At 43.9% G+C, this 25,296-nt stretch carries 24 protein-coding genes and 2 tRNA genes; 16 read left to right on the top strand and 10 right to left on the bottom strand.

What is annotated here, in order from left to right; translation table 11 throughout:
• Positions 1–4 precede the first annotated feature (4 nt).
• From ACED42_RS04455 to ACED42_RS04440, 4 genes are all read left to right on the top strand, one after another.
• Positions 5–1,747, top strand: a complete 1,743-nt coding sequence (locus tag ACED42_RS04455) for an efflux RND transporter periplasmic adaptor subunit (protein WP_371701575.1) — start codon at positions 5–7, stop codon at positions 1,745–1,747.
• Positions 1,744–4,887: an efflux RND transporter permease subunit gene (locus ACED42_RS04450; protein ID WP_371701573.1), complete on the top strand. Its 3,144-nt coding sequence runs from the start codon at positions 1,744–1,746 to the stop codon at positions 4,885–4,887. Before ACED42_RS04455 ends, ACED42_RS04450 begins: the two co-directional genes overlap by 4 nt.
• 106 nt (positions 4,888–4,993) lie before the next feature.
• Positions 4,994–5,518: a cupredoxin family protein gene (locus ACED42_RS04445; RefSeq protein WP_371701571.1), complete on the top strand. Its 525-nt coding sequence runs from the start codon at positions 4,994–4,996 to the stop codon at positions 5,516–5,518.
• Positions 5,519–5,630: 112 nt separating this feature from the next.
• Positions 5,631–6,116 (top strand): hypothetical protein, encoded by a 486-nt coding sequence (locus ACED42_RS04440; RefSeq protein WP_004731489.1) that lies wholly within the window; start codon positions 5,631–5,633, stop codon positions 6,114–6,116.
• Positions 6,117–6,277: 161 nt separating this feature from the next.
• Here ACED42_RS04440 and ACED42_RS04435 read toward each other — a convergent pair whose 3' ends face one another.
• The 3 genes from ACED42_RS04435 to ACED42_RS04425 form a co-directional block, all read right to left on the bottom strand.
• Positions 6,278–6,535: a hypothetical protein gene (locus ACED42_RS04435; protein WP_004731488.1), complete on the bottom strand. Its 258-nt coding sequence runs from the start codon at positions 6,533–6,535 to the stop codon at positions 6,278–6,280.
• Positions 6,536–6,852: 317 nt separating this feature from the next.
• A tRNA-Gly gene (locus ACED42_RS04430) sits at positions 6,853–6,927 on the bottom strand.
• Between the two features lie 38 nt (positions 6,928–6,965).
• Positions 6,966–7,040: transfer RNA gene (locus ACED42_RS04425), tRNA-Gly, on the bottom strand.
• A 524-nt stretch (positions 7,041–7,564) separates the two neighbouring features.
• Between ACED42_RS04425 and ACED42_RS04420 the strand changes: the two genes are divergently transcribed.
• The 5 genes from ACED42_RS04420 (at position 7,565) to ACED42_RS04400 (ending at position 10,910) form a co-directional block, all read left to right on the top strand.
• Complete coding sequence (locus ACED42_RS04420; RefSeq protein WP_009845522.1) at positions 7,565–8,728, top strand: threonine/serine exporter family protein; 1,164 nt, start codon at positions 7,565–7,567, stop codon at positions 8,726–8,728.
• A 179-nt stretch (positions 8,729–8,907) separates the two neighbouring features.
• Positions 8,908–9,246, top strand: coding sequence for a zinc ribbon domain-containing protein YjdM (locus ACED42_RS04415; protein WP_004731484.1), 339 nt, complete (start codon positions 8,908–8,910; stop codon positions 9,244–9,246).
• A 135-nt stretch (positions 9,247–9,381) separates the two neighbouring features.
• A complete protein-coding gene (locus tag ACED42_RS04410) occupies positions 9,382–9,804 on the top strand; it encodes an N-acetyltransferase (protein ID WP_135383775.1) in 423 nt (140 codons plus the stop codon).
• A gap of 47 nt (positions 9,805–9,851) precedes the next feature.
• Positions 9,852–10,346 (top strand): GNAT family N-acetyltransferase, encoded by a 495-nt coding sequence (locus ACED42_RS04405; protein WP_269334775.1) that lies wholly within the window; start codon positions 9,852–9,854, stop codon positions 10,344–10,346.
• Positions 10,347–10,439: 93 nt separating this feature from the next.
• Positions 10,440–10,910, top strand: a complete 471-nt coding sequence (locus tag ACED42_RS04400) for a GNAT family N-acetyltransferase (RefSeq protein WP_269334776.1) — start codon at positions 10,440–10,442, stop codon at positions 10,908–10,910.
• Positions 10,911–10,957: 47 nt separating this feature from the next.
• Here ACED42_RS04400 and ACED42_RS04395 read toward each other — a convergent pair whose 3' ends face one another.
• A complete protein-coding gene (locus ACED42_RS04395; protein WP_269334777.1) occupies positions 10,958–12,067 on the bottom strand; it encodes an AraC family transcriptional regulator in 1,110 nt (369 codons plus the stop codon).
• 20 nt (positions 12,068–12,087) lie between these two features.
• Between ACED42_RS04395 and ACED42_RS04390 the strand changes: the two genes are divergently transcribed.
• On the top strand, positions 12,088–14,094 hold the full coding sequence (locus tag ACED42_RS04390) for a TonB-dependent siderophore receptor (protein WP_371701568.1): 2,007 nt from the start codon (positions 12,088–12,090) through the stop codon (positions 14,092–14,094).
• Positions 14,095–14,274: 180 nt separating this feature from the next.
• Here ACED42_RS04390 and ACED42_RS04385 read toward each other — a convergent pair whose 3' ends face one another.
• From ACED42_RS04385 to ACED42_RS04360, 6 genes are all read right to left on the bottom strand, one after another.
• Complete coding sequence (locus ACED42_RS04385; protein ID WP_371701566.1) at positions 14,275–15,219, bottom strand: ADP-ribosylglycohydrolase family protein; 945 nt, start codon at positions 15,217–15,219, stop codon at positions 14,275–14,277.
• 192 nt (positions 15,220–15,411) lie between these two features.
• The gene (locus ACED42_RS04380; RefSeq protein ID WP_012600467.1) at positions 15,412–16,338 is read right to left on the bottom strand and encodes an amino acid ABC transporter permease; all 927 of its coding nucleotides are present in this window, start codon (positions 16,336–16,338) and stop codon (positions 15,412–15,414) included.
• Positions 16,339–16,471: 133 nt separating this feature from the next.
• A complete protein-coding gene (locus ACED42_RS04375) occupies positions 16,472–17,281 on the bottom strand; it encodes a transporter substrate-binding domain-containing protein (protein ID WP_371701564.1) in 810 nt (269 codons plus the stop codon).
• A 12-nt stretch (positions 17,282–17,293) separates the two neighbouring features.
• Positions 17,294–18,091, bottom strand: coding sequence for an amino acid ABC transporter permease (locus ACED42_RS04370; RefSeq protein WP_371701562.1), 798 nt, complete (start codon positions 18,089–18,091; stop codon positions 17,294–17,296).
• Positions 18,091–18,837: an amino acid ABC transporter ATP-binding protein gene (locus ACED42_RS04365; protein ID WP_102249755.1), complete on the bottom strand. Its 747-nt coding sequence runs from the start codon at positions 18,835–18,837 to the stop codon at positions 18,091–18,093. The genes ACED42_RS04370 and ACED42_RS04365 overlap by 1 nt, the downstream gene beginning before the upstream one ends.
• 226 nt (positions 18,838–19,063) lie before the next feature.
• On the bottom strand, positions 19,064–20,212 hold the full coding sequence (locus ACED42_RS04360) for an iron-containing alcohol dehydrogenase (RefSeq protein ID WP_371701560.1): 1,149 nt from the start codon (positions 20,210–20,212) through the stop codon (positions 19,064–19,066).
• A 193-nt stretch (positions 20,213–20,405) separates the two neighbouring features.
• On the opposite strand from ACED42_RS04360, the gene ACED42_RS04355 reads away from it, so the two are divergent.
• The 6 genes from ACED42_RS04355 (at position 20,406) to ACED42_RS04330 (ending at position 25,170) form a co-directional block, all read left to right on the top strand.
• Positions 20,406–21,290, top strand: a complete 885-nt coding sequence (locus tag ACED42_RS04355; RefSeq protein WP_371701558.1) for an AraC family transcriptional regulator N-terminal domain-containing protein — start codon at positions 20,406–20,408, stop codon at positions 21,288–21,290.
• A gap of 664 nt (positions 21,291–21,954) precedes the next feature.
• Complete coding sequence (locus ACED42_RS04350) at positions 21,955–23,202, top strand: RidA family protein (RefSeq protein ID WP_371701556.1); 1,248 nt, start codon at positions 21,955–21,957, stop codon at positions 23,200–23,202.
• 215 nt (positions 23,203–23,417) lie between these two features.
• Positions 23,418–23,831 (top strand): lysozyme inhibitor LprI family protein, encoded by a 414-nt coding sequence (locus ACED42_RS04345; RefSeq protein ID WP_017102883.1) that lies wholly within the window; start codon positions 23,418–23,420, stop codon positions 23,829–23,831.
• 101 nt (positions 23,832–23,932) lie between these two features.
• Positions 23,933–24,289, top strand: a complete 357-nt coding sequence (locus ACED42_RS04340; RefSeq protein WP_371701553.1) for a hypothetical protein — start codon at positions 23,933–23,935, stop codon at positions 24,287–24,289.
• 94 nt (positions 24,290–24,383) lie between these two features.
• Complete coding sequence (locus ACED42_RS04335) at positions 24,384–24,533, top strand: hypothetical protein (RefSeq protein ID WP_371701552.1); 150 nt, start codon at positions 24,384–24,386, stop codon at positions 24,531–24,533.
• 274 nt (positions 24,534–24,807) lie between these two features.
• A complete protein-coding gene (locus ACED42_RS04330) occupies positions 24,808–25,170 on the top strand; it encodes a RidA family protein (RefSeq protein WP_017101776.1) in 363 nt (120 codons plus the stop codon).
• The last annotated feature ends 126 nt before the right edge of the window (positions 25,171–25,296 follow it).

Genomic DNA, 25,296 nt, shown 5'->3' with positions numbered 1-25,296 from the left:
GACAATGAATACAGTAAAAGTAGCAACAATCGCTTTATTGGTCGGTGGTGCATTGGGTTTTGGTGTGAACCATTTTCTAATTAATCCAGCACACGACATGTCAGCAATGGCAACGAGTACAGACGCCGAAGTAAGTAAACAAACCAAGGATGAACCTCTGTATTGGGTGGCTCCGATGGATCCAAATTATCAGCGAGACAAGCCGGGCCAGTCGCCAATGGGGATGGATCTTATCCCTGTGTATGCAGACGATGTGAACGGCGGGGCCGAAGATAAGCCCGGAACCGTGTTTATTGATTCGTCGGTAGAAAATAATCTGGGTGTCAAAACAGCGAAAGTTAAGTTCGAAGCGCTGTCTCCTCGGATTGAAACCGTGGGTTATGTGGCGTTCGATGAAAGTACATTGTGGCAAACCAACGTAAGAGCAGCTGGTTGGGTTGAGAAGCTCTACATCAACGCAGTGGGTGAGAAGGTAAACAAAGGTGATGTGCTTTTCACACTCTATTCTCCAGAGCTTGTTAAAGCACAAGAAGAGTTGATCAGTGCTTATAAAACGGGTCGTAAAGGTTTGATCAAGGGCTCGACTGAACGCTTGATTACCTTGGGTGTTGATAAGACGCAAATCCGCGCTATTACGCGACAAGGCAAAGCTTCGCAAACCATTGAAATTAAAGCACCAGCCGATGGTGTCATTGCAAGTCTGAATATCAGAGAAGGTGGTTACCTTTCACCTGCACAAGCGGTGATCAGTGCAGGCCCACTAGGCGAAGTATGGGTTGATGCTGAGGTGTTTGAGCGTCAAGCGCACTGGATCTCGTCAGGCAGCAATGCGGTGATGACGCTAGATGCCATTCCTGGCAAAGAGTGGTTGGGTAATGTCGATTACGTGTACCCAATCCTTGACCCAAAAACTCGAACCTTGCGTGTTCGTTTGAAGTTCTCCAACCCAAATGGCGAGCTTAAGCCAAATATGTTTGCCAATATTGCGCTGAAACCCATTAGTGATGAAGCCGTTCTTACTATCCCAAGATCTTCGGTGATTCACTCCGGTGGTATGACTCGAGTGGTGATGTCAGAAGGTTCTGGCAAGTATCGCTCTGCTCGTATTGAGGTTGGTCGTGAAGCTGGCGAAAAAATAGAGGTGCTTAAAGGGCTAGAGCAAGGTGAGAGTATTGTCACTTCTGCGCACTTCATGTTGGATTCTGAATCGAGCCAAACTGCTGATCTGTCACGCATCAATGGTGTTGAAGAAGAAGCTGAAACCGTATGGGCGAACGGTGAAATTTCCGATGTTATGCAAGGCAGTCGTATGGTGACGATTAACCATCAGCCTGTTCCAGAATGGGATTGGCCGGGCATGGTGATGAATTTCACCTTTGCGGAAGGCTTGGACATGAGTGACGTGCAACGTGGTAAGGCGATTGATTTCGAGATGAGAAAGACAGAGTCAGGCCAGTACGAGGTTGTTGATTACAAGGTCAACAAACACAAGATCGCTGGCGAAGTTTGGGTAACGGGTGACATTACCATGTTGATGGCAGATTTTGGCATGATTACGGTAAAACATCAGCCTGTCCCTGAATGGAATTGGAAAGCGGGTGAAATGAATTTCCAAGCTAGTGATGACCTTGATTTATCTGAGTTTGCCGAGGGTCAAACCATTCGGTTTCTAGTAGCGAAGCAGGGTTCTGATTATGTGCTCAAATCTCTCGAACCGACGAATAGCACGGGTGAGGGCGAACTATGATCAATGCAATCATTCGCTGGTCTATTAGCAACCGCTTCTTAGTGCTGGTTGCCACTGTAGCCATCGTATTTGGCGGCTTATACAGCGTTAAAAATACACCGGTCGATGCCATTCCAGATTTATCAGATGTTCAGGTAATTATCAAAACCAGTTATCCGGGACAAGCGCCACAAGTGGTCGAGGATCAGGTGACCTATCCATTGACCACCGCCATGTTAGCTGTACCGGGTGCTGAAACAGTTCGTGGCTACTCGTTCTTTGGTGATTCCTATGTCTATATCATCTTCAATGACGATACTGATATGTACTGGGCACGTTCACGAGTGTTGGAGTACCTAAGCCAAGTTGCACCTAACTTACCTTCGAGTGCTAAGCCAACACTAGGGCCAGATGCAACCGGTGTGGGCTGGGTTTACAGCTACGTGTTGCAAGATAAAACTGGTCAGCACGACTTAGCGGAACTTCGTAGTTTGCAAGATTGGTTCTTGAAGTATGAGTTGCAAACCGTAGAAGGCGTGTCTGAAGTGGCGACCGTTGGCGGCATGGTGAAGCAGTACCAAGTACAGATTGATCCTGCCAAGTTACGTGCTTATGACCTAACGCTTCAGCAAGTCAACAAGGCAATCCAAGATGGTAATCAAGAAACAGGGGCGTCTGTTGTTGAGATTGCCGAAGCCGAGCATATGGTTCGTACAACCGGTTACCTCACAAGCATTGAAGACATTCAATCTCTGCCGCTAAAAGTGACCGACAAAGGTACTCCGTTGCTATTAGGTGACATTGCTGACATTAATCTTGGCCCGCAAATGCGTCGCGGTATCTCTGAGCTCAACGGTGAGGGTGAAGCGGTTGGCGGCGTTATCGTGATGCGCTTTGGTGAAAATGCCAGTGAAGTGATCGACTCGGTGAAATCCAAGCTCGCTGAACTGCAAGCTGGCTTGCCTGATGGTGTCGAGATTGTCGCGACTTATGACCGCTCTACTTTGATTGATTCAGCCGTTGAAAACCTTTGGAAGAAGCTGGCTGAAGAGTTCATCGTGGTCGCCGTCGTGTGTGCGCTGTTCTTGTTCCATATCCGCTCATCACTGGTTATCGCACTAAGTCTGCCTGTTGGTATTTTAGGTGCATTCATTGTGATGCATTGGCAGGGTATTAACGCCAATATCATGTCTCTTGGCGGAATAGCGATTGCGATTGGTGCCATGGTGGATGGTGCCATCGTGATGATCGAGAACGTTCATAAACACATTGAACGGACTCCGCTCACTGATAAAAACCGTTGGCAGGTGATTGGTAAGGCAGCAGAAGAAGTTGGCGCACCGCTTTTCTTCTCTCTGATTATCATTACCTTGAGCTTTGTGCCTGTGTTCGCGCTAGAAGGGCAAGAGGGCAAGATGTTCTCGCCACTTGCGTTTACCAAGACGTATGCGATGGCCGCAGCCGCTGGTTTGGCTATCACGCTTGTGCCTGTGCTAATGGGTTACTTCATTCGCGGTAACGTGCTGCCTGAACACAAAAACCCAGTCAACCGCAGCCTAGTGGCGATGTACAAACCGCTTCTGAACCTCAGCCTAAAATATCCAAAGGTGATGATTGTTATCGCACTTGGCTTAATGGCGTCTGCTTATTACCCAACCAGTAAGCTTGGCAGCGAGTTCATCCCTCCTTTGGACGAAGGGGATTTGATGTACATGCCAACCACGTATCCGGGCATCTCAATAGGTAAGGCTCGTGAGTTGTTGCAACAAACCAACAAGCTCATCAAAACCATTCCAGAAGTCGAAACCACGTGGGGCAAAATTGGTCGAGCAGAAACAGCAACCGATCCTGCACCGTTAACCATGATTGAAACCGTGATTCAGCTTAAACCGCGAGAACAGTGGCGTGACGGTGTCACTACAGAGTCTCTGCGTAAAGAGTTTGATGATCTGATTCAGTTCCCAGGTTTAACCAATGCGTGGGTTATGCCAATCAAAACTCGTATCGACATGTTAGCAACCGGTATCAAAACCCCAATTGGTATCAAAATCTCAGGCCCAGATCTGAGCGTGATTGAGGATATTGGCTCTCAACTTGAACCCATCCTCAACAGCGTGAGTGGTACGGCTTCTGTCTACGCCGAGCGTGTTGCGGGCGGTCGTTATGTGACGATAGACATTAAACGTCGCTCGGCTGCGCGATATGGCTTGAGCATTAAAGAAGTGCAACAGGTTATCTCGACTGCGGTTGGTGGCATGAACGTGGGCGAAACCGTTGAGGGGCTAGAGCGTTACCCAATCAATGTCCGTTATCCACAAAGCTATCGTGATTCTGTCGTTAAGCTGCAAAACCTGCCGTTAGTGACACCAAATGGAGCGCGAATTGCTTTGTCTGATGTTGCAGATATTCGCTATGAAGATGGGCCTCCAATGATTAAGACGGAGAACGCGCGTCCTAATGGTTGGGTGTTCGTTGACATCGAAGGTCGCGACCTTGGTTCTTATGTGGCAGAGGCGCAAAAAGTCGTTACCGATCAAATCGTCTTGCCTGCTGGATATTCATTGGCATGGTCTGGTCAATACGAATACATGGAGCGTGCGAAGGAGCGTTTAAGTGTCGTTGTGCCAATCACTATCGCCATCATCATGTTGTTACTCTACCTCAGCTTCCGCCGTGTCGGTGAGGTGATGATGATCATGCTGACATTACCACTCGCGATGGTTGGTGGTTTATGGCTAATGCATATCCTCAATTACAACTTCTCGATTGCGGTGGGTGTGGGCTTTATCGCCCTTGCCGGGGTAGCTGTTGAGATAGGTGTGATCATGTTGGTCTACCTAAACCAAGCATGGCACTACAAGAAATTGGATGCGGAGCAGAACCAGCAAGCACTTCAGAGTGAAGACTTAACGGATGCGATTCGTGAGGGCGCAGGACTGCGTGTTCGCCCAGTGATGATGACGGTACTTACTGTGATTATTGGCCTCATTCCAATTATGTATGGCGAGGGAACGGGCTCTGAAGTGATGCAGCGAATTGCTGCACCGATGATAGGCGGAATGGCGTCTGCACTACTGCTTACTCTACTGGTGTTGCCTGCAATCTTTAAGCTCTGGAAACAACGTGAGATCACGCGCAGCCAAAACGAGACAAACAAATAACGTATTGATTATTAGCCCTTACTTACCAATACAGAGTGGGTAAGGGCGTACCACATGAACATGTGAAACTAACAAATAAATAACTGAATTAATCTAAGGAACGATCATGAAAAAGACACTTATTGCTATCGCTCTAACACTGACCACTGCAACGGCTTTTGCTGAAATGGACCACTCAGCTGTTGACCATTCAAGCATGGATCACTCGATGATGAAGGATGGAAAGATGGACCATTCGATGATGAATATGGAAGGCATGTCTGAAGTGGGTATGCCTGCGACAGGCGCAAAGCCGGATAAAGTGGTTCATGTTCTGTTAAGTGACGATATGAAAATCACATTTAAGAACAAGGTTGATATTGAGCCGAACGACGTGGTGCAGTTCGTTGTGATGAACACGGGCAAGATTGATCACGAATTCTCGATTGGTTCTGCTTCAGAGCAGTTAGAGCACCGTGAAATGATGAAAAACATGGGTAATCACGCTCATGACTCGGGCAGCACAGTTACAGTTAAGCCGGGCAAAGCGAAACAGATGCTTTGGCATTTCCATGGTGATAATAACGTAGAGTTCGCGTGCAATATTCCTGGTCACGCTGAAGCGGGTATGGTGAAGTCGTTAACGCTATAAGGTGATACACAAGCCATATCTAGTTCAAAGGGATGAGTGCTAGGTATGGCTACCTTGTTTTAGTGCTATTTAGGTATTAGCTTTAAAAGACTACAGGAATAGGAGTTTAAGGATGAATAAGACAGTTCTAGTACTTGCAGTAACGGGTGCTTTAATAACGTGGTCGACCCACAGCATTGCTGCTAAACCTGAGTGGGCTGGTAAAGGTAAGCCCGATTTAGAAGAAGTGAAAACGCTCGCTGAGGCTAAAAAAGTTGAAGGCGAAATTGATGATCGTGAGAAGCAGCTTGATTCAATGATCGAAGAGAAAAATAAGAAAGCGAAAAAAAGTAAGAACAAAAAAGATAAGCAGAAACTAGATAAAGAACTCGACGATTTGGAAGACGAGAAAGAAGCCCTCGAAGAGAGTAAAGAGAAGCTCAAAGATAAGAAAGAAAAGCTTGAAGATGATATGGATAATGACGAAGAAAAGTCGGGATTAGAAAAGCAGAAAGACAAGAAAGCGGAACAAGAGCGTAAAGAAGAAGGAAAAGGGTCAGAGAAAGGCCAACAGCAGCGTGAAGAAAACAGCAAAAAGTGGTGGAACTTCTGGGAGTAATACGAGGGCGTTACATCACCAACTCATTTCAACCTATCAGCACAGCTTTGTGTGGCAGCTAAGTCATTGGTTAAACATTGTGACCAGTTAAAGATAAGTCTCAACCTGTTCAGGAATACATGAACTAACTTGTATTGGCTGAGGCTTATCTGTAGCTAGAATCACTGTAGCAAGATAGAAGTTTCAAGCAGGTGGTGTGCTTCGCCGCTCAGGTGCGGTAGCTCTGCCATGATCTTTTTAAACTTGTCGTCGATTGATTCTGCTTCATTCAGCGATCGAAAAGCCAGTACAGCTTGTTCAGGCTCGCTGTTCACATAACCTTTCAATGTATCTAGCTGAATTTTATTGGCATTTTCAACTTTTGCTAAAGCGACATTAATTGCTTCGATGTTAATTGTTAACTCATTGCTTTTAAACATTTTTTATTATTTATGGGTTGTTGCTAATGCGCGCACATTAACACAATGATTTTTGCAGATATTGACCAAGATTATTAAATTGGAACAATTTTGAAAATCGTTAAAAGCTAGACTGCAATATGTAATGGGAAAGGTTTAAGAAATTCGAAGCGATTTAAGGAGTTAATAGCGCTAGCTGCTTAATTAGCGTTGGTTGGTTAGACTTAACAAAATGGGTTTAAGCTATATGGATTAATGCTTATAGGTTTAACGAGCGGAGAAGTTTTTTGAATAGGGTATCGCTGGAAGAAAACACGTAACAAAACATAAGGAGGAATTGGAGCGTGCAGCGGGAATCGAACCCGCATCATCAGCTTGGAAGGCTGAGGTAATAGCCATTATACGATGCACGCACACTGTCTTAAGAGTAAGACTGAAGCATCAAGAAGACTGGAGCGTACAGCGGGAATCGAACCCGCATCATCAGCTTGGAAGGCTGAGGTAATAGCCATTATACGATGTACGCACATCGTCTTAACGAGTTTGATAATGCCACATCTAACTGAAAACGAAACCTTTTTCTTTCATTTTTATTCTAAGTGCTCGCATAACCACCACTCCGCTAGTTTTTCCATCATGTTCGGCGCTTTTAGAGTGAATAAAATGTGACTAAACTCTCGTTAAACGTAGGGCGAGAAACAACAAAGAACGCTCCGCTCTTTCTAAGACCCACTCAGTTGGATTTATAAACCTATTTTAGTGGTGTTTCCTCATCATAAAATTAACATAAATACAGGCAATTTGACTGTTAACATAAACTGATTTCCATTCGTATTTTGATGCCCATTAATAACAATCTGGATGCATGATTTTAACTTGCCAGTCTGTCAAAGTATTCATCAAGCGAATCCGAGATGGGTGGAGTTATAGGCTCCTCTAAGCGTTCGAAGAAAAAAGTAACGAATTTAGTTGATAATTCATGCAAAACTCTCGTCATTACCTCTATCGTTTGGTACATTTGCCGCACATTTTGTCTCCCCTAAAATTCCCATGCCTTCTCAGTTCCGAATTAACAAAATTGTTGAAATTGGTGACACTCTTCATCGCAGTGGTTGTGCTCCTTACAAGCTAGAGAAATACACCCAATTCTATGCAAAAAAGCATGGTGTTGATGTGATGATCCAAGCAACGCCAACCGCGATTAATTATCAATTTCCAGACGATAACAACGCCGTTATTCTTAAGCGTCTAAAGCCTGCTTCGATTAACTTGAGTTTGTTGGCCAATACCATCATTCGTATTAACCAACCGAGCAGTGAGCCTGTTCCAGAGCCTGTCGGTTACTCTAAACTTGTGACGGCACTGGCCAATATGGGTATTCCGCCAGCGTATCTGATGCTAATTGGCAGTACGTTAGAAGCGGTTGGCTTTTCTGCATTACTGGGTTTGATGGTTTGGGTATGTCAGCAAGTTCTTCATTCACGTCGCGCTATTGCGGTTGAATTCATCTCGGCACTATTAACGGGTATCTTCGTGGCATTTTTGGCAAGCACAGGGTTGCCGATCCCGGTGTGGGCGTTATGTATCGCTTCGATTGTCTTGTTTGTCCCCGGGTTATCCATAGCCAACGCACTAGAATGTTTGGCGTTTAATGATCTCGTCTCTGGTACCAGTTTGTTAGGGCAGAGCGCATTAACCCTGATAAAGCTGTTTGTCGGGATTATTATGGGGCTCAACATTGGTGAAGCGATATGGGGACAAGCGGTCTCCATTGACTATACGAATGCGGTTCCGACATGGATGCACATATCTGGTTTGGTGTTGATCTCGGTGTCGATTGGTGTGATGTTCAATGCGCGTCCTAAAGACATCTTACTTGGCTTGCCAGTGGCAGTTCTGGGTATGTGGGGGCCATTCTATCTTGGTTTTGATAGTGGCTGGGTTGTCGGTACTTGGGTTACGACGGTTCTTATTACTTTGTACGGGACTTGGATTGCCAAGAAGATGGAACTCACGGGCTCTATTTATATCGTGCAAGGGATCATCATCTTGGTTCCGGGTAGCCGAGTATTAGTGAGTGCTAGCCAGTCGGTGTTTGAACAATCGATTTTGCCTATCCCGAGTATCGGTTTGTCGGCGTTATTCATGTTCTCTGCAATCGTGGCAGGGCAAATCACCGCTTACTCGATTTACTCACCAAAAGTCGAACGTTAAGCCGTTCCGCTTTTCAAATCTTTAAACAAACACAGCTTAGCGGCTGTGTTTGTTCGTTTTAGGTACTGATCTTTTCTAAGTTAAATTACGCTACTGAAAATTGGTTCGATTTGTGCTCGCTAAGCCTAACAAGAGTCATTAAAATGGACGCAAATTTTATTTAAATGAAGTATTAACGTATGTCTTTACCTCCTTGTCCGCAATGCCAATCTGAATATGTCTACCCAGACCAAAACAACCTAATCTGCCCTGAGTGTGCCTACGAATGGAATCCAGAAGAAGAGCGTTTAGAAAGAGAAGCCGCGCGTGTTAAGGACGTGAATGGCGTTGTATTGGAAAGTGGCGATAAAGTTACCTTCATTAAAGATCTAAAAATTAAAGGCAGTTCTTCTGTACTGAAAATCGGCACTAAAGCGGTAATCAGACGAATTAATGAAGGCAAAGATCACCAGTTAGATTGCAAACTGGATGGTGGCGGTGAAATGCTCGTTACGGCGAAGTACGTTAAGAAGCAATAGCGGCCAATGGTATTGATCTATCATTGCCGTTCAATAATTCTGACTGGGACATTGTCGTAAATCTTCAATAGGTTTAAGTCGCTTCTTGGCATACTGGTTCGCCTAATAAACAATATTAATTGCCTGAGAATTAAGATGATTAGAGAGTACAACCCAACTGATATTGAAGCTGTTTTAGATATTTGGTTAACCGCCTCGATAAAGGCCCATGACTTTGTGGCTCCTGAGTTTTGGGAGTCGCAAGTGGCTAATATGCGCGACCTATATATTCCGGTATCAACAACTTACGTGTATCAAGTAGACAGTGAGGTTCGTGGCTTTTATTCGCTTTATGAAGGGATCTTAGCGGCGATCTTTGTCAGTACAGAACATCAAGGCAGTGGTATTGGTAAGCAGCTTATTCATCACGCGAAGCTTGAATGCCCGAACTTGTCATTGAGTGTGTATAAAGAGAACCAAGCGACGATTCAGTTCTACTTGTCCCAAGGTTTTTCTATTGTGAGCGAACAATCTGATGAGCATACCGGACACCAAGAATACACCATGCACTTAGCTTAGGCTTGATAGCTAACCCCGGAAGAAAAGTAACTAGGAATCAACATTATATGGACATGGTTAAAGCTGCTCTTTCACATTCAACTGCCTTTCATCACTATGTGAATGCCTGTACTGAAGATGGGTTAGATATTTACACGGGCATTTCCGATGGCAGTGATGCGTATTTGAAAAGGCGAATTGCTTATTCAAAAGGTGAGGGTTTGCCAGAAGGGTGGACGCCTACTTCTACTTATTTTTGTTTCGAGTCTGGACGTATTCTTGGAGTGATAAGAGTTCGTCATGGCACCAGTCCGTACATTCACGATGTCATTGGACATATCGGGTATGAGACTTTGCCACAAGCGAGAGGGCGGGGTATCGCAAGTCATATGTTGTCTTGGGTTCAACGGCACGTATTGTCCGAAAGCGCTATTATTACCTGTGAGAGGGGAAATATAGCTTCGCAAAAGGTCATTGAGAGGTGCGGTGGACAATTCCTGAATACCTTTTACTCGGAGCAAGATAAACACGAAGTTTTACGTTACCAACTAGAACCAAAGTGAACATTTAAGCGTGGCATTTTTGGGTTTGATCGGGGTTACTATGTCCCGGTTTAAACGAAAATGAAGCCATAGCAAATTATTGTTGGAGGTATTTTGAAGTATTCAACAAGACCTGCTCAGTTACCAGATTATGAATTTCTGTTCGAGCTAAAAAAGGCGGCTGAATTTGAGCCAATCAAAGCTGTTTTTGGTTGGGATGAGCAAATTCAACGAGATATACACGCCGAAGAGTGGGCAGAAGAACGGCCTGAAATCATTGAATATCAAGGTAAAGCGATTGGTAGTGTGTTGTTGCAAGACAAAGGCGACCACTTCTATTTTTGCCGATTCTTCCTACTGCCTGAATATCATGGCAAAGGTATTGGTAGCCAAGTACTGAAAGACTTCTTAACTAAGGCTGATTGCTTAACTAAGGCTGACAGCCTCAATAAACCCGTCGAACTTTGTTATCTACAAGGTAATCGAGTTGGGGAGCTGTATCTAAGATTTGGCTTTGAAATCACCTCGCAAAACGATCAGTTTGTTTATATGTGGCGGTCACCTGGCCAACATAGCAGATGTTAGATATAGCCTTTTAAAGTTATAGAACAAATAGTTTTATATCAATGTAACTAAGTCTTAATCGCTATGTCTTGTGGCGGCACACCGAAGGTTTTCTTAAAAGCATTGGTGAAATTAGAAGGGTGCTGATAACCCGCTTCATAGGCGGCCTCGGTGATTGAAACCAACCCTCGTTCTAAATGCTGGCGTGCGATCTCTAATCGTCTCAAACGGATGTAACCGTTGATTGTCATGTTGTATGACTGCTTAAAACGCCTTTGAATATTAGATACACTCATCGAAAAATGCTCAGCAAGCATTTTTAGGCTCAGCTCTTGGTCGAGATGAATTTCAATAAAGCAGATTACAGCCTCAATTCGTTCGTCATAACTTTGATGTTCAATGTTAGTTACACGTGTCGCTGGTTTTATTATTTTTGGTTTAGTTTGGTAAGCCAGACAGCAAGTTTGTGGTAGTTGATGCATCGAATTCTCAAGGATCTGTTGAGTTAAGGATTCTATATGCAACTTCTGATGGAAGTTATTGGGTGAAGAGCAAGTCGTCAATTCTTGTGTCAGCTTCCAGATTTCTTCCGTCACTTCTAATTGGAAGTTGGCATTATGTGTATTGATGAAGTTTCGGCATTCACACTCTTCGGTTACTCGAGATTCGAACCATTTTGGTTTGACTAAGATGTTAATCTTATTGAGTTTATTGCTTGCTGTCATCACTCGACGGAAATTGGCGGGTTTAGTGAGGTTGACCACCACACCTTGAGGTTGATGAGTGGCATCGAGATCAAATTCGAGATCATCGTAACCAAATGACAGCTTACCTTCCAAAAGAATGGTGATCAGAACTGAAGCGTGAGCGGTAGAGATTATCTTAGTATCGACGAGCTCAATACAGCGGCCACCGTGGATAAATATTAGTTCATTATATTGATAAGAAAGAAATTTCCCCTCAGCCAGTGATGTCTGTGTAGTTTGACCTTGTGTGACAATAATCTGCTTTTCTGTTTGCTCCAACTTTTTAGTCAGAGTGACTTTGCCAATTTTAGCTCGTTTAGACGTTACTTCACTCATTTGACCGTTCCTCATAACAGCTGTGCGTTTTTGCATAAGCAAATCATCTGTGCATTTATAGGTTACAACTCTATCATAATTGATAATTATTATCATTTACATCTAGGATTGAATCTATGGAAAGCCCAGTCAGATCAACAATTAAGCTTTCAGCCCTCTATATCGCAATTGCCAGCACGTTTAGTAGCTCTGTTATGGCCGAAGAAAGTACATCGCACTTCGATGAAGTTGTGGTTTGGGGAACGAAAGTCTCAAGCAACACTGAATCGATCATTGCAGATGACATGTCACTGAAGCAAGCTGACCATATGTCAGATTTGCTGCGCGAAATCCCCGGAGTTGATGTTGGGGGAACGCATTCGATCAACCAGCGAATTACGATTCGCGGCCTAAGCGAAACTGACTTAGACATTCGATTAGATGGCGCTTCTCAGCACGCCAACATGTTCCATCATATTGGTAATTTGACTCTTAACCCTGACATATTGAAATCAGCGGATATCCAAGTAGGTAACAACTCGGTGACGCAAAATGGGTTAGGCGGTTCAGTGCTGTTTGAAACCAAAGATGCCAAAGATCTACTTCGCTACGACGAGACTTTTGGCGCTCGTGTTTATGGCGGGTATGCCACGAATGCAAGCCAGCAAGGCTCACTCACTATGTATGGTTTGTTGTCAGATAACGTCGATGCCATGCTTTACAGTCATTACATGAGCCGTGACAACTTTGAAGATGGTGATGGTACTGAAACCTTTGGCTCAGAAGGGGATGTATACAATATTCTAGGTAAGATTGGTTTTGAGCCAAGTGACTTACACCGTTTTGAACTCTCTTATGATATGTACCGTGATAACGGTGATTACAGTCCACGCCCTGATATGTCGGGTGGTACGAACGTGGGTTTGTCTAAAAACATCCTCATTCCCACCGATTACAACCGTGACACCATCACGGCCAGCTATGAGCTGCGTGGTGAAAGTCATCAAGGTAACGTGACTCTATACAACACGGAAACTGAGATTCAGCGAGATGAAAGTGTTATGGCACCACGTTGGCCTGCTAATCGCTTATCCAAAAACACGGCTAAAAACCAAAACTTTGGTCTCAACGCAAAGTTCCAATCCGATTATCGCCTGATGTCGTTTGATAACATCGCGACTTATGGCTTTGACTATATGGACAAGTCATCGAGCAGCTATTACGGCAGCAGCAAGTTTATGGACGAGTCAGCAATCTCTACAGCCCTTTTTGTTGAAGATCAGTTCTACTTTACTCAAGCATTCTCGGTCACGGCAGGGCTTCGTTTTGATGATTACCAACGTAAAGCAGAAGTTGGTAGCGAAGATTTTGACGATGTAACTTGGTCGTTGGCCACTCAATGGGATGTTACTCAAGATTGGACGCTGTTCGCGAGTACACGTTCGTTGTTCAAAGGCCCGGAGTTGATGGAGAGCTTTATTGCTTACCAAGATGTCGCTTATTTGGCTAACGATCTGAAGGCTGAGACAGGGCAGAACACGCAAGGTGGTGTCCGTTTCGATAAGCGCTTGGATAATCACTTTATTGGTGCCAACCTGACAGTATTCCAAACTAATATTGATGACTATATTGCCGAAAAGTATCAACGTGCAAGTAAGAGTTATTTGATTTATAACCTAGGTGACGTTGAGATAAAGGGCTTCGAGGCGAGCCTATCTTATGGCTACGAGATGTTTAAAAGTAAGCTGTCCTATGCGCTTTCAGAGACTAAAAATAAAGATACAGGCGGTGCAGTCGCAGGTGGCAATGGTCGAAGTATTGATATGGGTGACAGCATTACGCTGACACTCGATTATCAGTCTGAAGCGCTTGAGACTATCTTTGGTTGGAATTCGATGTTTGTTAAAGACGAAGACAACGTATTCGATGGTCAGCCGATCAAAGAAGGCTATGACGTTCATAACCTGTTTGCTCAGTGGGTGCCATCGAATCTTGATGGATTGTCTGTCACCTTTGGTATCGATAACGTGTTTGATGAGCAATACACCTCACACGCTTCTCGTTCAGGTACGGCAAGAGGCTTTACCTTGGATGACTATGAACCTGGCCGTAACTACAAGCTTTCTGCCGCGTATCAGTTCTAGGAAAGGTTTAAACTCATAGGTTTGGTTGGAGCGATAAACTCACGGTCGTAGGGATCCGGAAGGGGTATTGCTCGAAATTAAAGTTATCCGTTTAAGTCATTCTAGTGAAAAGAAAAGCGCCTCTCGAGCTCTCGAGCAAGGAATCGAGAGGCGCTTTCGCCTTATTTGTTATTGTGGGAATCACTCAATAGGCAAAGACAGCACACCACAATTGAGTTCTACTTGGCTCAGCCATTCTGTTGGAATCGCTCCGTCTTCTTCGTAGAAACACGCCGCTAATACCGCGCCAATCACAATCGCACGCCCGCAGCTGTCACCGCCACATAAGATATTGTCTCGAATACCTTGTTTATAGCTCTGAGCACCCGCAATGATGCGAATTAGCAAGGGAAATGCGGCACTCAGTTCACAATGCAATCCAAACTTCTTCGCGGCATCTGTTATTGAAAGCTCAGGTTCAGCCAATGCTTCATCGATTTGATCATGTATAAATCTGCTGCAAGTTTGTCGCACCATTTCTACGGACTGTAATGGTGAGTTGCCTTGAATCGCTGCTTGAATCAACAGGGTGATGGCTTGCGCCCATTCCACGGCTTTGTCGTTGTTGTTGGTCACTCGTACCGCGCTCTCTACCATCGCTGGTAAGGTGTGAGAGGTATAAGTACAGGCTACTAATGGAATGATCTTTGAAACTGCGGGGAGCTGCGTATCGTCTGCGCCACAGGCAGTAATCGGGGCGCCCTCTAGTTCTAATTGATGGATGTTCAGCAAGCTCATGCGCGTCGCTTTATCAATGTAGCCTTGCCAACTACCACCGAAATCAAACCATTTGCGGAAATGTTGAATATAGCTCGCTTCATCGTATTTTTGGTTGTCGACTAAACTATCGACCATCGTCAATAACTGAGCACCGTATTGCGAGTGCTCACCGGACGTTTTTCCTTGGTGCGCAAAGTAGCCTTTGTCTTGATAATCGAACTGATTCGGTGAGCGAAATTCTGGCTCGAAACCAGCCACGTGTAAGATCCTCTCTTGGTCATACAGCCAGTGCAACCCCATGGAAGCGGCGTCTCCAACCAATGCGCCGACAACGGCGTAAAAAGCTCTTTCTTTATGATTGTCCATGCTGAGTGATGTCCTTGAGAAGAATCAACGTAGTTCGATACTTCAAGTATAGTGATTAGACGAGTATTTCGCTGTGTTTCTAAGAAGAAATATGAAGGGATAAATCCCGATTGGTCAATAGCTTAAACCAATCAGGTGAACTTGATAAGGGAAAGGAATGGTCGGGCGAGTCGGTACTATTAATTAATGACGTTACTGATGGTTAAGGTAAGCACTAGAACGTTGTTCAATCACTTTGAACAGACGCGAAAGCGCAAAGCATAAAGCAAAATATACGAAGCCTACAATCAGCCAGATCTCGAAGATCAACCCCGATGAGTTTGCCATCTCAGTACCAACAAACGTCATCTCTTGGATCGAAATCAGAGACACAATCGACGTGTCTTTAACCAAGGAGATTGCTTGGCCTGCCAATGGTGGGGTGATGGCAGTTAATACTTGTGGGCCAACCACAAATCGATACTTAGACAATGCAGACAAGCCAAGCGAATCGGCCGCTTCCCATTGGCCTTTAGGAATACCTTCTAAACCCGCTCGAATCACTTCCGCAATGTAAGCCGAAGAGAGCAAACCAATACAGATAACACCAGACGCTAAGTTTTCCCAAAGGTTAGTAGGACCAAACAGAAAGGCTTGAACAGCGTTAATCTCGCCATTGTGTTCACGTAAGATACTTTCTAAACCAAGTAATGGAATCAGTTGGTTAGAAACGAAGAAATAGAATATGAAGACAAACACCAGTGGCGGAATATTTCGAACCAACTGGATAAAAATCAGTGCCGGTGTTTTGAAGAAAGCGATCTTTGAGTGTCTTGCTACACCTAACAATGTGCCAAAAGAGAGTGCTAACACCATACTCCAGACACTCAAGCGCAGTGTAGCGATCAAGCCTTGGAAGAAGTAGGGAATACTGCCTTGAGAAGGTGGAATGAAAATTAGGGTAAACGCATCTTCCCAGCGCCACTGGTAGTTGATACCAACAGCAGAACGATAATAAAGCCAGCCTGCAAACACACAAATGACAGCGAGTAACACGCCATCTAAAAGAGTAAGGCGTTGATACCAAGGCTTCATATGAACGTTGGGCTTAGGTGTTGTTAATGCGCTAGTACTACTCACGTCATTCCTGTTTAAACAATAATAATTAGTAGGCTGTTTTGTTGAGTTTTAGATCATCATTAAAGCGAATCAAGTTGCCGAATCGAGGCAGTGCAGACAACGCACTGCCTCGATTCACTAGCAAAAGTTCAGATTACTGACCTTGAGCAATCTGGTCTTGCCAATCTAGAGTAGAGAACCAGTACTCGTAACGCTCTTTCAACCAACCGTCTTCAGTACGTGCTTTGATCCATTCGTTGAAGAATTCTGCCTTGTCAGTTTCACCTAGGCGAACTGCAAATGCTTCGTTACCTTTGGATAGACGCTCTTCAAATGGAATAAATAGCGTGTCTGCGTTTTTGATCGCTTCGTGTTCTGGTTTCGGGCTAGACGCGATAACTGCATGCGCGTTGCCGTTTAACACTTCTTGGAATGCTTGAGCATCGTCATCGAACTGTAGAACTTTCGCTTTAGGGAAGGTTTCACGAGCGACTTGAACTGTGAACGCACCACGACGAGCAGCAATTTTCACGCGACGAGAATCAAAATCAGAGATCTGAGTAAAACCTTCCGCTAGCTCTTTGTTAGCCGCCAGTTGAACACCAGAGTGCGAGTATGGTTCAGTGAACAGCACGCTTTTAGCTCGCGCTTCAGTAATAGACATACCGCCGATGATCACATCAAACTTCTTCGACAATAGAGAAGGGATGATTCCGTCCCAAGCTGTAGGTACAAATTCGACTTTCCAACCAGAATCTTCGGCAAGGCGCTTCGCCACGTCGATTTCAAAGCCAACGAGATCGCCTTGTTTGTTACGCATCGCCCAAGGAACAAATGTCGACATGCCAACGCGCAGTGAGCCACGTTCGCTGATTTTATCGAGGTTAGGCGTTTCAGAAGCAAGTGCAGGCAAACTTACGGCAAGCGCTAGTAGGGCTGTAATCGCGGTTTTAAATAGCTTCATGCTGATAAATCCTTATTGTGTTCGCCAGTTAGCTCCGAGCTTATGCTCAAGCCAAGCAGCAACGGCAGAAAGTGAAAGTGTAAGAGCAAGATAAATGATCGCCACAGAGAACCAAATCTCGAATGGCATCGCGGTTTCAGAAACGATGTTTCTGGCTTCGGTTGTCAGGTCGAAAATAGCCATGACACTCACAATCGAAGAGTTTTTAATAAGAGAGATCACTTCATTAGTCAAAGGTGGCAAGGTACGTTGCACCACCTGAGGAAGAATCACATCCCAGTAAGTATAGGTCTTTGATAAGCCCAAGGATTGAGCTGCTTCAAATTGTCCTCTCGCAATACCATTTAAACCGGCACGAAATATCTCGGCGGTGTAAGCGCCTTGGAAAAGTGCCAAGGCTAAAACGGCAGTGCTAAAGCGATCCAGCCCTAACACGGGGCCAAATACAAAATAGAGCAAATAAATTTGTACTAATAACGGCGTGTTACGAATCAACTCAACATAGCTGGTGGCTAAGGTGCGTCCAACCACAGAATTTGAGTTTCTCAATAGTGCTGTCGTTAAACCAATGATCAGTGTGGCAACCAAAGAAATCAAAGAGATATTGATGGTAACCAGTAGCCCTTCAACTAATTCTGCAGGCCACCATTCACCACCTTCATAGAAAGCAATATAGTCCGGCACACGCTCCCATTGCCAGCTGTATCCCATGGTTTGTGCACCAGAGTCGAGAATCCAAACAACAGCAGCCACCAGTACAACAATCTGTACCAAAGCAGATAGGGCGGGTTTAATAATTCGAATCAACATCAATAAGTCAGGATCTGATTTAGGAACGCTTGAGTACGTTCATGCTGAGGGTTTTCAAAGAGCGCTTGTGGCGTATTCGATTCCACAATTTGTCCTTCATCCATGAAGATAACGCGGTCGGCCACTTGTTTCGCAAAGCCCATTTCGTGGGTCACACACACCATGGTGATACCTTCGCTCGCCAGTTCAACCATCACGTCGAGCACTTCGTTGATCATCTCCGGATCAAGCGCTGAAGTCGGTTCATCAAAAAGCAGTAATTCAGGCTTCATGCACAGCGAACGGGCGATAGCTACACGTTGTTGCTGACCGCCAGAAAGTTGTACTGGGTATTTGTTGGCTTGTTCAGCGATGTGTACGCGCTCGAGATAGTGCATTGCAATCTTCTCGGCTTCTTGTTTGCTTTTTTTAAGCGTACGAATCGGAGACAGAGTTAGGTTCTCAAGCACAGTAAGGTGGGGGAATAAATGAAAGTGCTGAAACACCATTCCGACTTGGCCAGGTGTGTTGAACTTACTCGGTAGTACTTGTTCTAGTACGGAAAGCTCGCCACTTTCGAACGGTTCTAGCTGATTGATACAACGGATTAAAGTTGATTTCCCCGAACCTGATGGCCCGCAAATCACCACTATTTCCCCTTGTTCAATCTTTAAATCGACATCCTTTAGGGCATGAAAATCACCATACCACTTGTTAAGTGACTTAAACTTAACCATTTCCTTGAGATTGTTCAAATCGTTGTTCATACCTAGTAAAGAGACAGGTTTACCTTACCAATATAGAAATCTGAATGCACATAAAATTAAGGACTTATGAGAATTTAATAGCATCTTGTAGGGCAAATTAAAAAGCAGCGCCCAAAATGAACGCTGCTTTATTTGTACGAAAGAAATAAGTAATGGGTTCAGTCAGATGTAAAAAATCATCTTTTTGTGGTCATTGTCTTTGCTTTCTCTCTACTATTAGCAATTCTTAGTGAATCGCAGACTCTAAAATCTCACGCGTTTTCTCTGGCGTGATTGCTTGGTTTTCGCCAAGTTGCAGGTAACCGTGCGATTCAAGTTGAGCAACAACGTTGTCGATTGCTGCCGCTTTAGTTGCTTCGTAACCGTCGAACATAGTTGCAACGTCTAGGCTGTGGTAGAAGGCTTCGATTGCAGCAATAGTGCGCTCGGCTAAATCAGCACCCGCTTCTAGGCCAAATACGTTGCGACCCATTTGCTCTAGCTTGCCACGCTTCGCTTCGATTTGATTACGAAGTAGTGAAGGTTGAACAATCGCAAGAGAACGTGCGTGGTCTACGTGCCATAGTGCTGTGAATTCGTGGCCAATCATATGTGTTGCCCAATCTTGAGGAACGCCAGTACCAATCAGGCCGTTAAGCGCTTGGTTTGCAGTCCACATTAGGTTTGCACGCCATGCGTCGTTGTCACGCTCGTCGTATTGCTTACCCAGTACAAGTAGGTTCTTAAGCAGTGTTTCTGCGTAACCGTCTTGAACCATCGCGTCTGTTGGCATTGTGATGTATTGCTCACATACGTGAACCCACGCATCAACTAGACCGTTGATCAGTTGGCGCTCTGGCAGAGACTTCATTACGTCTGGGTCCATAACCGCGAACTTAGGTTGTACTGCAGGGTTCATGAACGCCAGTTTCTCTTGAGTCTCTTTACGAGTGATTACAGCACCCATGTTAGATTCAGAACCTGTCGCAGGGAGTGTCAGTACAGTACCAATAGGGGTTGCTTCAGTAACTTGGTGTTTGCCCGCTAGGATATCCCAACCGTCGCCGTCGTATTTAGCTGCCGCAGCAACGTATTTAGAACCGTCGATTACTGAACCACCGCCAACAGCGATAATGAACTCTACGTTTTCTTCTTTAACAAGAGCGACGGCTTTATCTAGCGTCTCTTTGGTTGGGTTAGCTTCAACACCAGCGAACTCAATCCAAGCGTGATCCTTTAGAGAAGCGACAACTTGGTCGTAAACACCGTTGCTTTTGATTGAACCGCCACCGTAGATGACTAGTACTTTCTTCGAAGTATCAACCGCTTGGCTGATAGCGTTGATTTGGCCTTGGCCGAAGTGGATAACTGTAGGGTTAACATAAGTGAATTGCATTAGAGATTCCTTGTGTAAAGCTCAATTTGTTATTTTATTTGATTGCTCAATTTCTATATTTGCATATTAGTACAGTAATCTAGGGTGATGAAGAGCTGATTCTCCAAATAAATTGCCTATTTCTACAAAATTGATATTCTTTCTCTGCTTTAGCTTACTTACTCTTAGCACTTGGAATGGAAAGTCGCCACTTATGAAAACACTCGCGCAGTTGTTACAGTCTTATGTAGAACACAAAGGTTGGGATGATCTCGAAGGGATCAGAGAAACTAAAATTGGCGGTGTGTGGTTGTATAGAAGCAGTGGCGGGAATCAACGTCAGCCATTCACTTACGAATCTGGCATCATAATGCTAGGGCAAGGTAAAAAGAACATCTATATTGGCGAACGCCCAGTCACTTACGCAGCCGGTGATTACCTTGTAGTAGGTGTGCCAATGCCGTTGGAGTGTGAGGCCTTGCCTGTTAATGGCGAACCATTGCTTGGTTTATCTATCAACATTGACTCTCAACGCTTGCACAGCTTAGTCAAAAAGCTGGAAGACCAAGGCTTTCTAGAGAGCTACTGCAACAAGCACAAGCAGAATTCGAGCGGCTTAGAATCGACGCCAATGGAAGAGCAAATGCTGGAGAGCTTTACTCGATTGGTCAAAACTCTACATTGTGACATTGAAGCCAATATATTGGGCGATGCCATGGTCAGCGAAATTGTCTACCGCGCCCTAACCGGTTCAGAAGGGCGTGTGCTGTTTGATTTAGCTCATCATGACGGCCATTACGCACGTGTCGCTAAAGCGCTGTCTAAAGTGCATGAAGAGTACGACCAAACCATCACTGTTCAATCGCTTGCCGACGAAGCCAACATGAGCGTGTCTGCCTTCCACAATGCATTCCGTAATGTCACCTTTGAATCTCCTCTTCAATATTTGAAGAAGGTAAGACTCAACAAAGCCAAAGAACTGATTCAGCTAGAAGGCCTTCGCATCAGCGATGCTGCACGCCGAGTCGGCTACTCCAGCCCATCCCAGTTCAGTCGCGAATTTAAGCGCCACTTCAATACCACTCCGAGAGCGGTTTAGTTCTTCTTTCAACGAAACTATCTGTTGAGAGCTATGGTGTTGAGAGCTATGGTGCCAAAAGCTATGGTGTCGATTGCTCTTCGTTGATGCCATCGTGATTCCTGAAAGTCCCATGTCTTGGCTGAACACCATACTTCTCATGTCATCCCCCTGAGTCTCATATTTGTTGAATTATATGAGTAAATGTATCTAATCATAGGCATTGTCAGATTGTAGGTATTTGATTCTCGAATATATTATTAACGTACTTATATAAAATAAGCTCTCAAAAATAATTAATTAAATAGCCTAAGAATTTATGCATGGGTATAAGAGGTAAAGTTACTAACCTAGCTAGTAATGGAGTTTTAGTGTGAACAACCTATCAAATATCATCTAAATTTTGTAAATTACCCATCGAATTATCTGAGAGAGTATTCAGGATTATTGAATAGACTTAAAATTAAAGAGAATTTAGCAGTTGATAAAGCCTAATGTGACGGATAATTAGTCGCTTGATGACTAATTATCCTGTAACTTGCTGATTTATAGTCAACTGAGAGTCTGATGTATATCACGTTTACCCTAAAATAATTCACTTAACATGGCGCTACTTTAATCATTCTTTCCAATACGATTGTTAAATATAAATACGTATTCCTATATTATTAAAAGGATAATTCCGATGAGTAGCGATATCATTAAAATTTCAAGAAATACTGAAAATGCACCAATTAATTCTGTATCTACACAAACGGTCGCTTTTTCTCATTATAATAACTTTTCTGCTCAACTGCCTGTTGACCCTAAAACAGGTGAAATAGTTATTGGAGATATTAAAGATCAAGCAGCACAATGCTTAAATAATATTAAGGCCATTGTTGAAAGCATCGACCATGTTATGGATGATGTTGTGAAGATTAATGTTTTCGTTAAGAATATTTCTGATATCGATGCTATCGATGAAGTTTACGCAAGCTTCTTCAACAACAGCCTGCCGACACGTACAGTCGTGGGTGTAGCTGCGCTACCGAACAGTGACGCTTTAGTTCAAATGGATGCGCTTATTTCAAACGGCGAAGGTACTAAACCACAAGCACCTTGCGCACTAGTTAAGGTCTCAAGAAATACAGACAATGCGCCTCAAAGTGCTGTATCGACGCAGACAGCGGCTTTTTCTCACTACAACAACCTTTCGGCTCAATTGCCTATCGATGTAAATACAGGTGAGTTGGTTTCAGGTGGTATCACAGAGCAAACGACACAATGTTTAGCAAACATTAAAACGATTCTAGAGAGTATCGGTCATGTCATGAATGATGTGGTTAAAACCACTATCTACCTTAAAAATGTTGAAGATGCAGAAAAGGTAAATGAAGTTTGCGCTAAGTTCTTCCCAAGTTATGTACCAGCGCGAACGGTTGTTAATGCTGCTGAACTACCAATGGGCGCTTTAATTCAAATTGATACATCCGTTTCACATGGCGACGGTACACCGCCGCAATTACCAGAAGACACTCGCTTGTTGGTTATTGAAGCTAATAATACTGTCGATGCCCCTTTCATGGCTTATTCGCACACCGTTGCTTTCTCTCACTACAATCATATTTCAGGCCAATTACCTTTAGACCCGAAAACAAATGAAATGGTTGCTGGTGGTGTAAAAGAGCAAGCGGAACAATGTTTACAAAATATTAAGGCGATCATTGAAAGTGTTGATCATAGTATGGACGATACTGTGAAAATTAATATTCAGCTTAAAAATGTTTCAGACATTGATACAGTGAACGAGGTCTACACAACATTCTTTAATGCTGAATTACCGGCAAGAACGGTGGTTGGGGTTTCAGAGATTCCTATGAATGCTCTAATTCAAATTGATGCAGTCGTTTCCAACTGCGAAGGTACACCACCACAAGACGTTATTGCTTAAACATAATTAAACCCACTTCAAACTAAGCGGTCAGATTGTCGGTGATGATCTGATCTGCTCCTTCTTTAAATTGTCGGCTTGTGCCGAACACTCTCATACCGTTAGAAATAGTTAGTTAAACGTTTAGCTAGCCTGAGCCCGAAGAAATGATCAATACTGGTGATTCGAACTACTGCTTGTCGAGTAGATATCGAAGATTTTGAACTGTATTGGAGATGCTTTTGAAAAAGTCATTAATTGTACTGGCGTTAGTTACTACATCTTGTTTCGCTGTTGATGATGAAGACCCTTGTAACGTTGAAGGTGGAGGGGTTACTGCGGGTTATCTGTGTGTCGAAGAGAAAATGAAAGTAGCAAATATCGATCTCAATAAAACATATCAAGAAGCCATTATGCGAATAGTCGAGGAAGAAACCGAATTGCAAAAAATCGAGTTTCACATCGATCTAGAAGGACCTTTCCGAAGAGCTCAACAAGCTTGGTTGAAATACAGAGACGCAGATTGTGAATTTATAGGTCAAGCGTATACGCCTTCCGTTTGGGCCGGGGTTCAAATCGAAGAGTGTAAGCTAAGAATGATTTTAGAGCGTATCGAGTATTTTGAAGGTACCTATTCAGTTCCAGATTGAAGAAGCTTAAACTTGATTCTGGGTAATTAAGTTGGGGTTCATAGAAGCGATGTACCAAGAACCGAAAATAGAATTAGAATGTGAGAAAGAAAATTAAGTGTATGCAATTTCGAGTTATTTTATTGTTGTGCCTAGCGATAGTGGGGTGTTCATCTAATCAAGAGCTAACACCTGATCCGACAACTATCACGCTTTTTTATGGTGAGACGTTGATCTCGGCGGGTGTGTTAGAAGATAAAACATTTAATTCGGTTCTAGCCGATAGAAGAGAGAGTGTTACTCTCTCGGGCTCACTATCAAAGCAAAACTCAGGTTACTTAGTTGATATCTTAGTGATCAGAGAAAATAGAGCACCACGTTCAAAGCGCCAATTAAACACCTTACTTCTTATGAAGCCGGGAGAATTAGTGGATGTTGGCGGTGTGAACAATGATGTGTTCAGAGTCATTCTAGAGTAACAATCCCGAAGTAATCAATTAATGTGAAATTTTTCTTTACCTCAACCTAACTTCAAGTCTTAAGCTTCTCTTACCCAATAAGAAGGAGCTTATTATGCAAAATACCTACGTAAAAGAACTCGCCGTTAAAACTTACCAAGAAGAACTTCAGAAAGAGTACGTTAAATCTAAAGCTAGACCATTCCACGGCCCGAGTTTTATCGGCGGCGTACTATTGTCAGTCGTGTTGGTTGGGTTGTTTTAGTCCGATGAAGTGCGGAATTCTTGCACTTTTGTCAACTTTCGGCCCTTAGAGTCCTTCTAGCCAGCTTATAGTTTTATGTTGATTAAAGAAGATCTTTAGGTTTACGGCTATTTCAACATTTACAGTGACTTCTGAGGCTTGTTACGTTCGATTACGCTAATAGCGATAGTGCTGTTTAGCAGGTACTACGAGCTTTCTAATTTTTGTTTTCAATGTTAGGAATTTGGATTAGATTACGCTGATGTGCACCCTAATTATAAGAAGAGTATAACCTGTGAAAATCCATAGAATTAATCCGACCAAGCGTTGGTCTGATGTGACTGTGTTTAACGGTATTGCAAGCTTTGTTGAAGTACCAGAGACGGATACAACGGCAGGAATTAAGAATCAGGTTCAGCAAATCTTCGAACAAGCTGAAGAAATGATGAGTTTGGTAGACAGCGATAAATCTCGTGTATTGTCAGTGACTATTTACCTAACGGATTTCGCTAACTTTGATGCACTCAATGAAGTGTGGGAAGAGTGGTTCCCTGAAGGCTGCGCGCCAAGCCGTGCGTGCGTGAAAGCAGAACTCGCTAACCCTGAACTATTGGTTGAGATGTCATTCATGGTTGCTGCTGGTGAAAAGTTTCAATAAGCCGAAATCTCGGTAGATACAAGCGCTAGTAGACATAACTATTAATAAAGTCGACAGCGAACAGATAAAAAAAGGTTCATCGCGGCTTTCCGGGGAAAGCCGCTTTTATCTTCAAGAAGAAGTAGT

It is taken from the genome of Vibrio sp. FF145 (assembly GCF_041439075.1).
GTDB lineage: Bacteria > Pseudomonadota > Gammaproteobacteria > Enterobacterales > Vibrionaceae > Vibrio > Vibrio tasmaniensis_A.
Note: the sequence above shows the minus strand (reverse complement) of the source record. Positions and strands in the feature narration are given on the sequence as shown.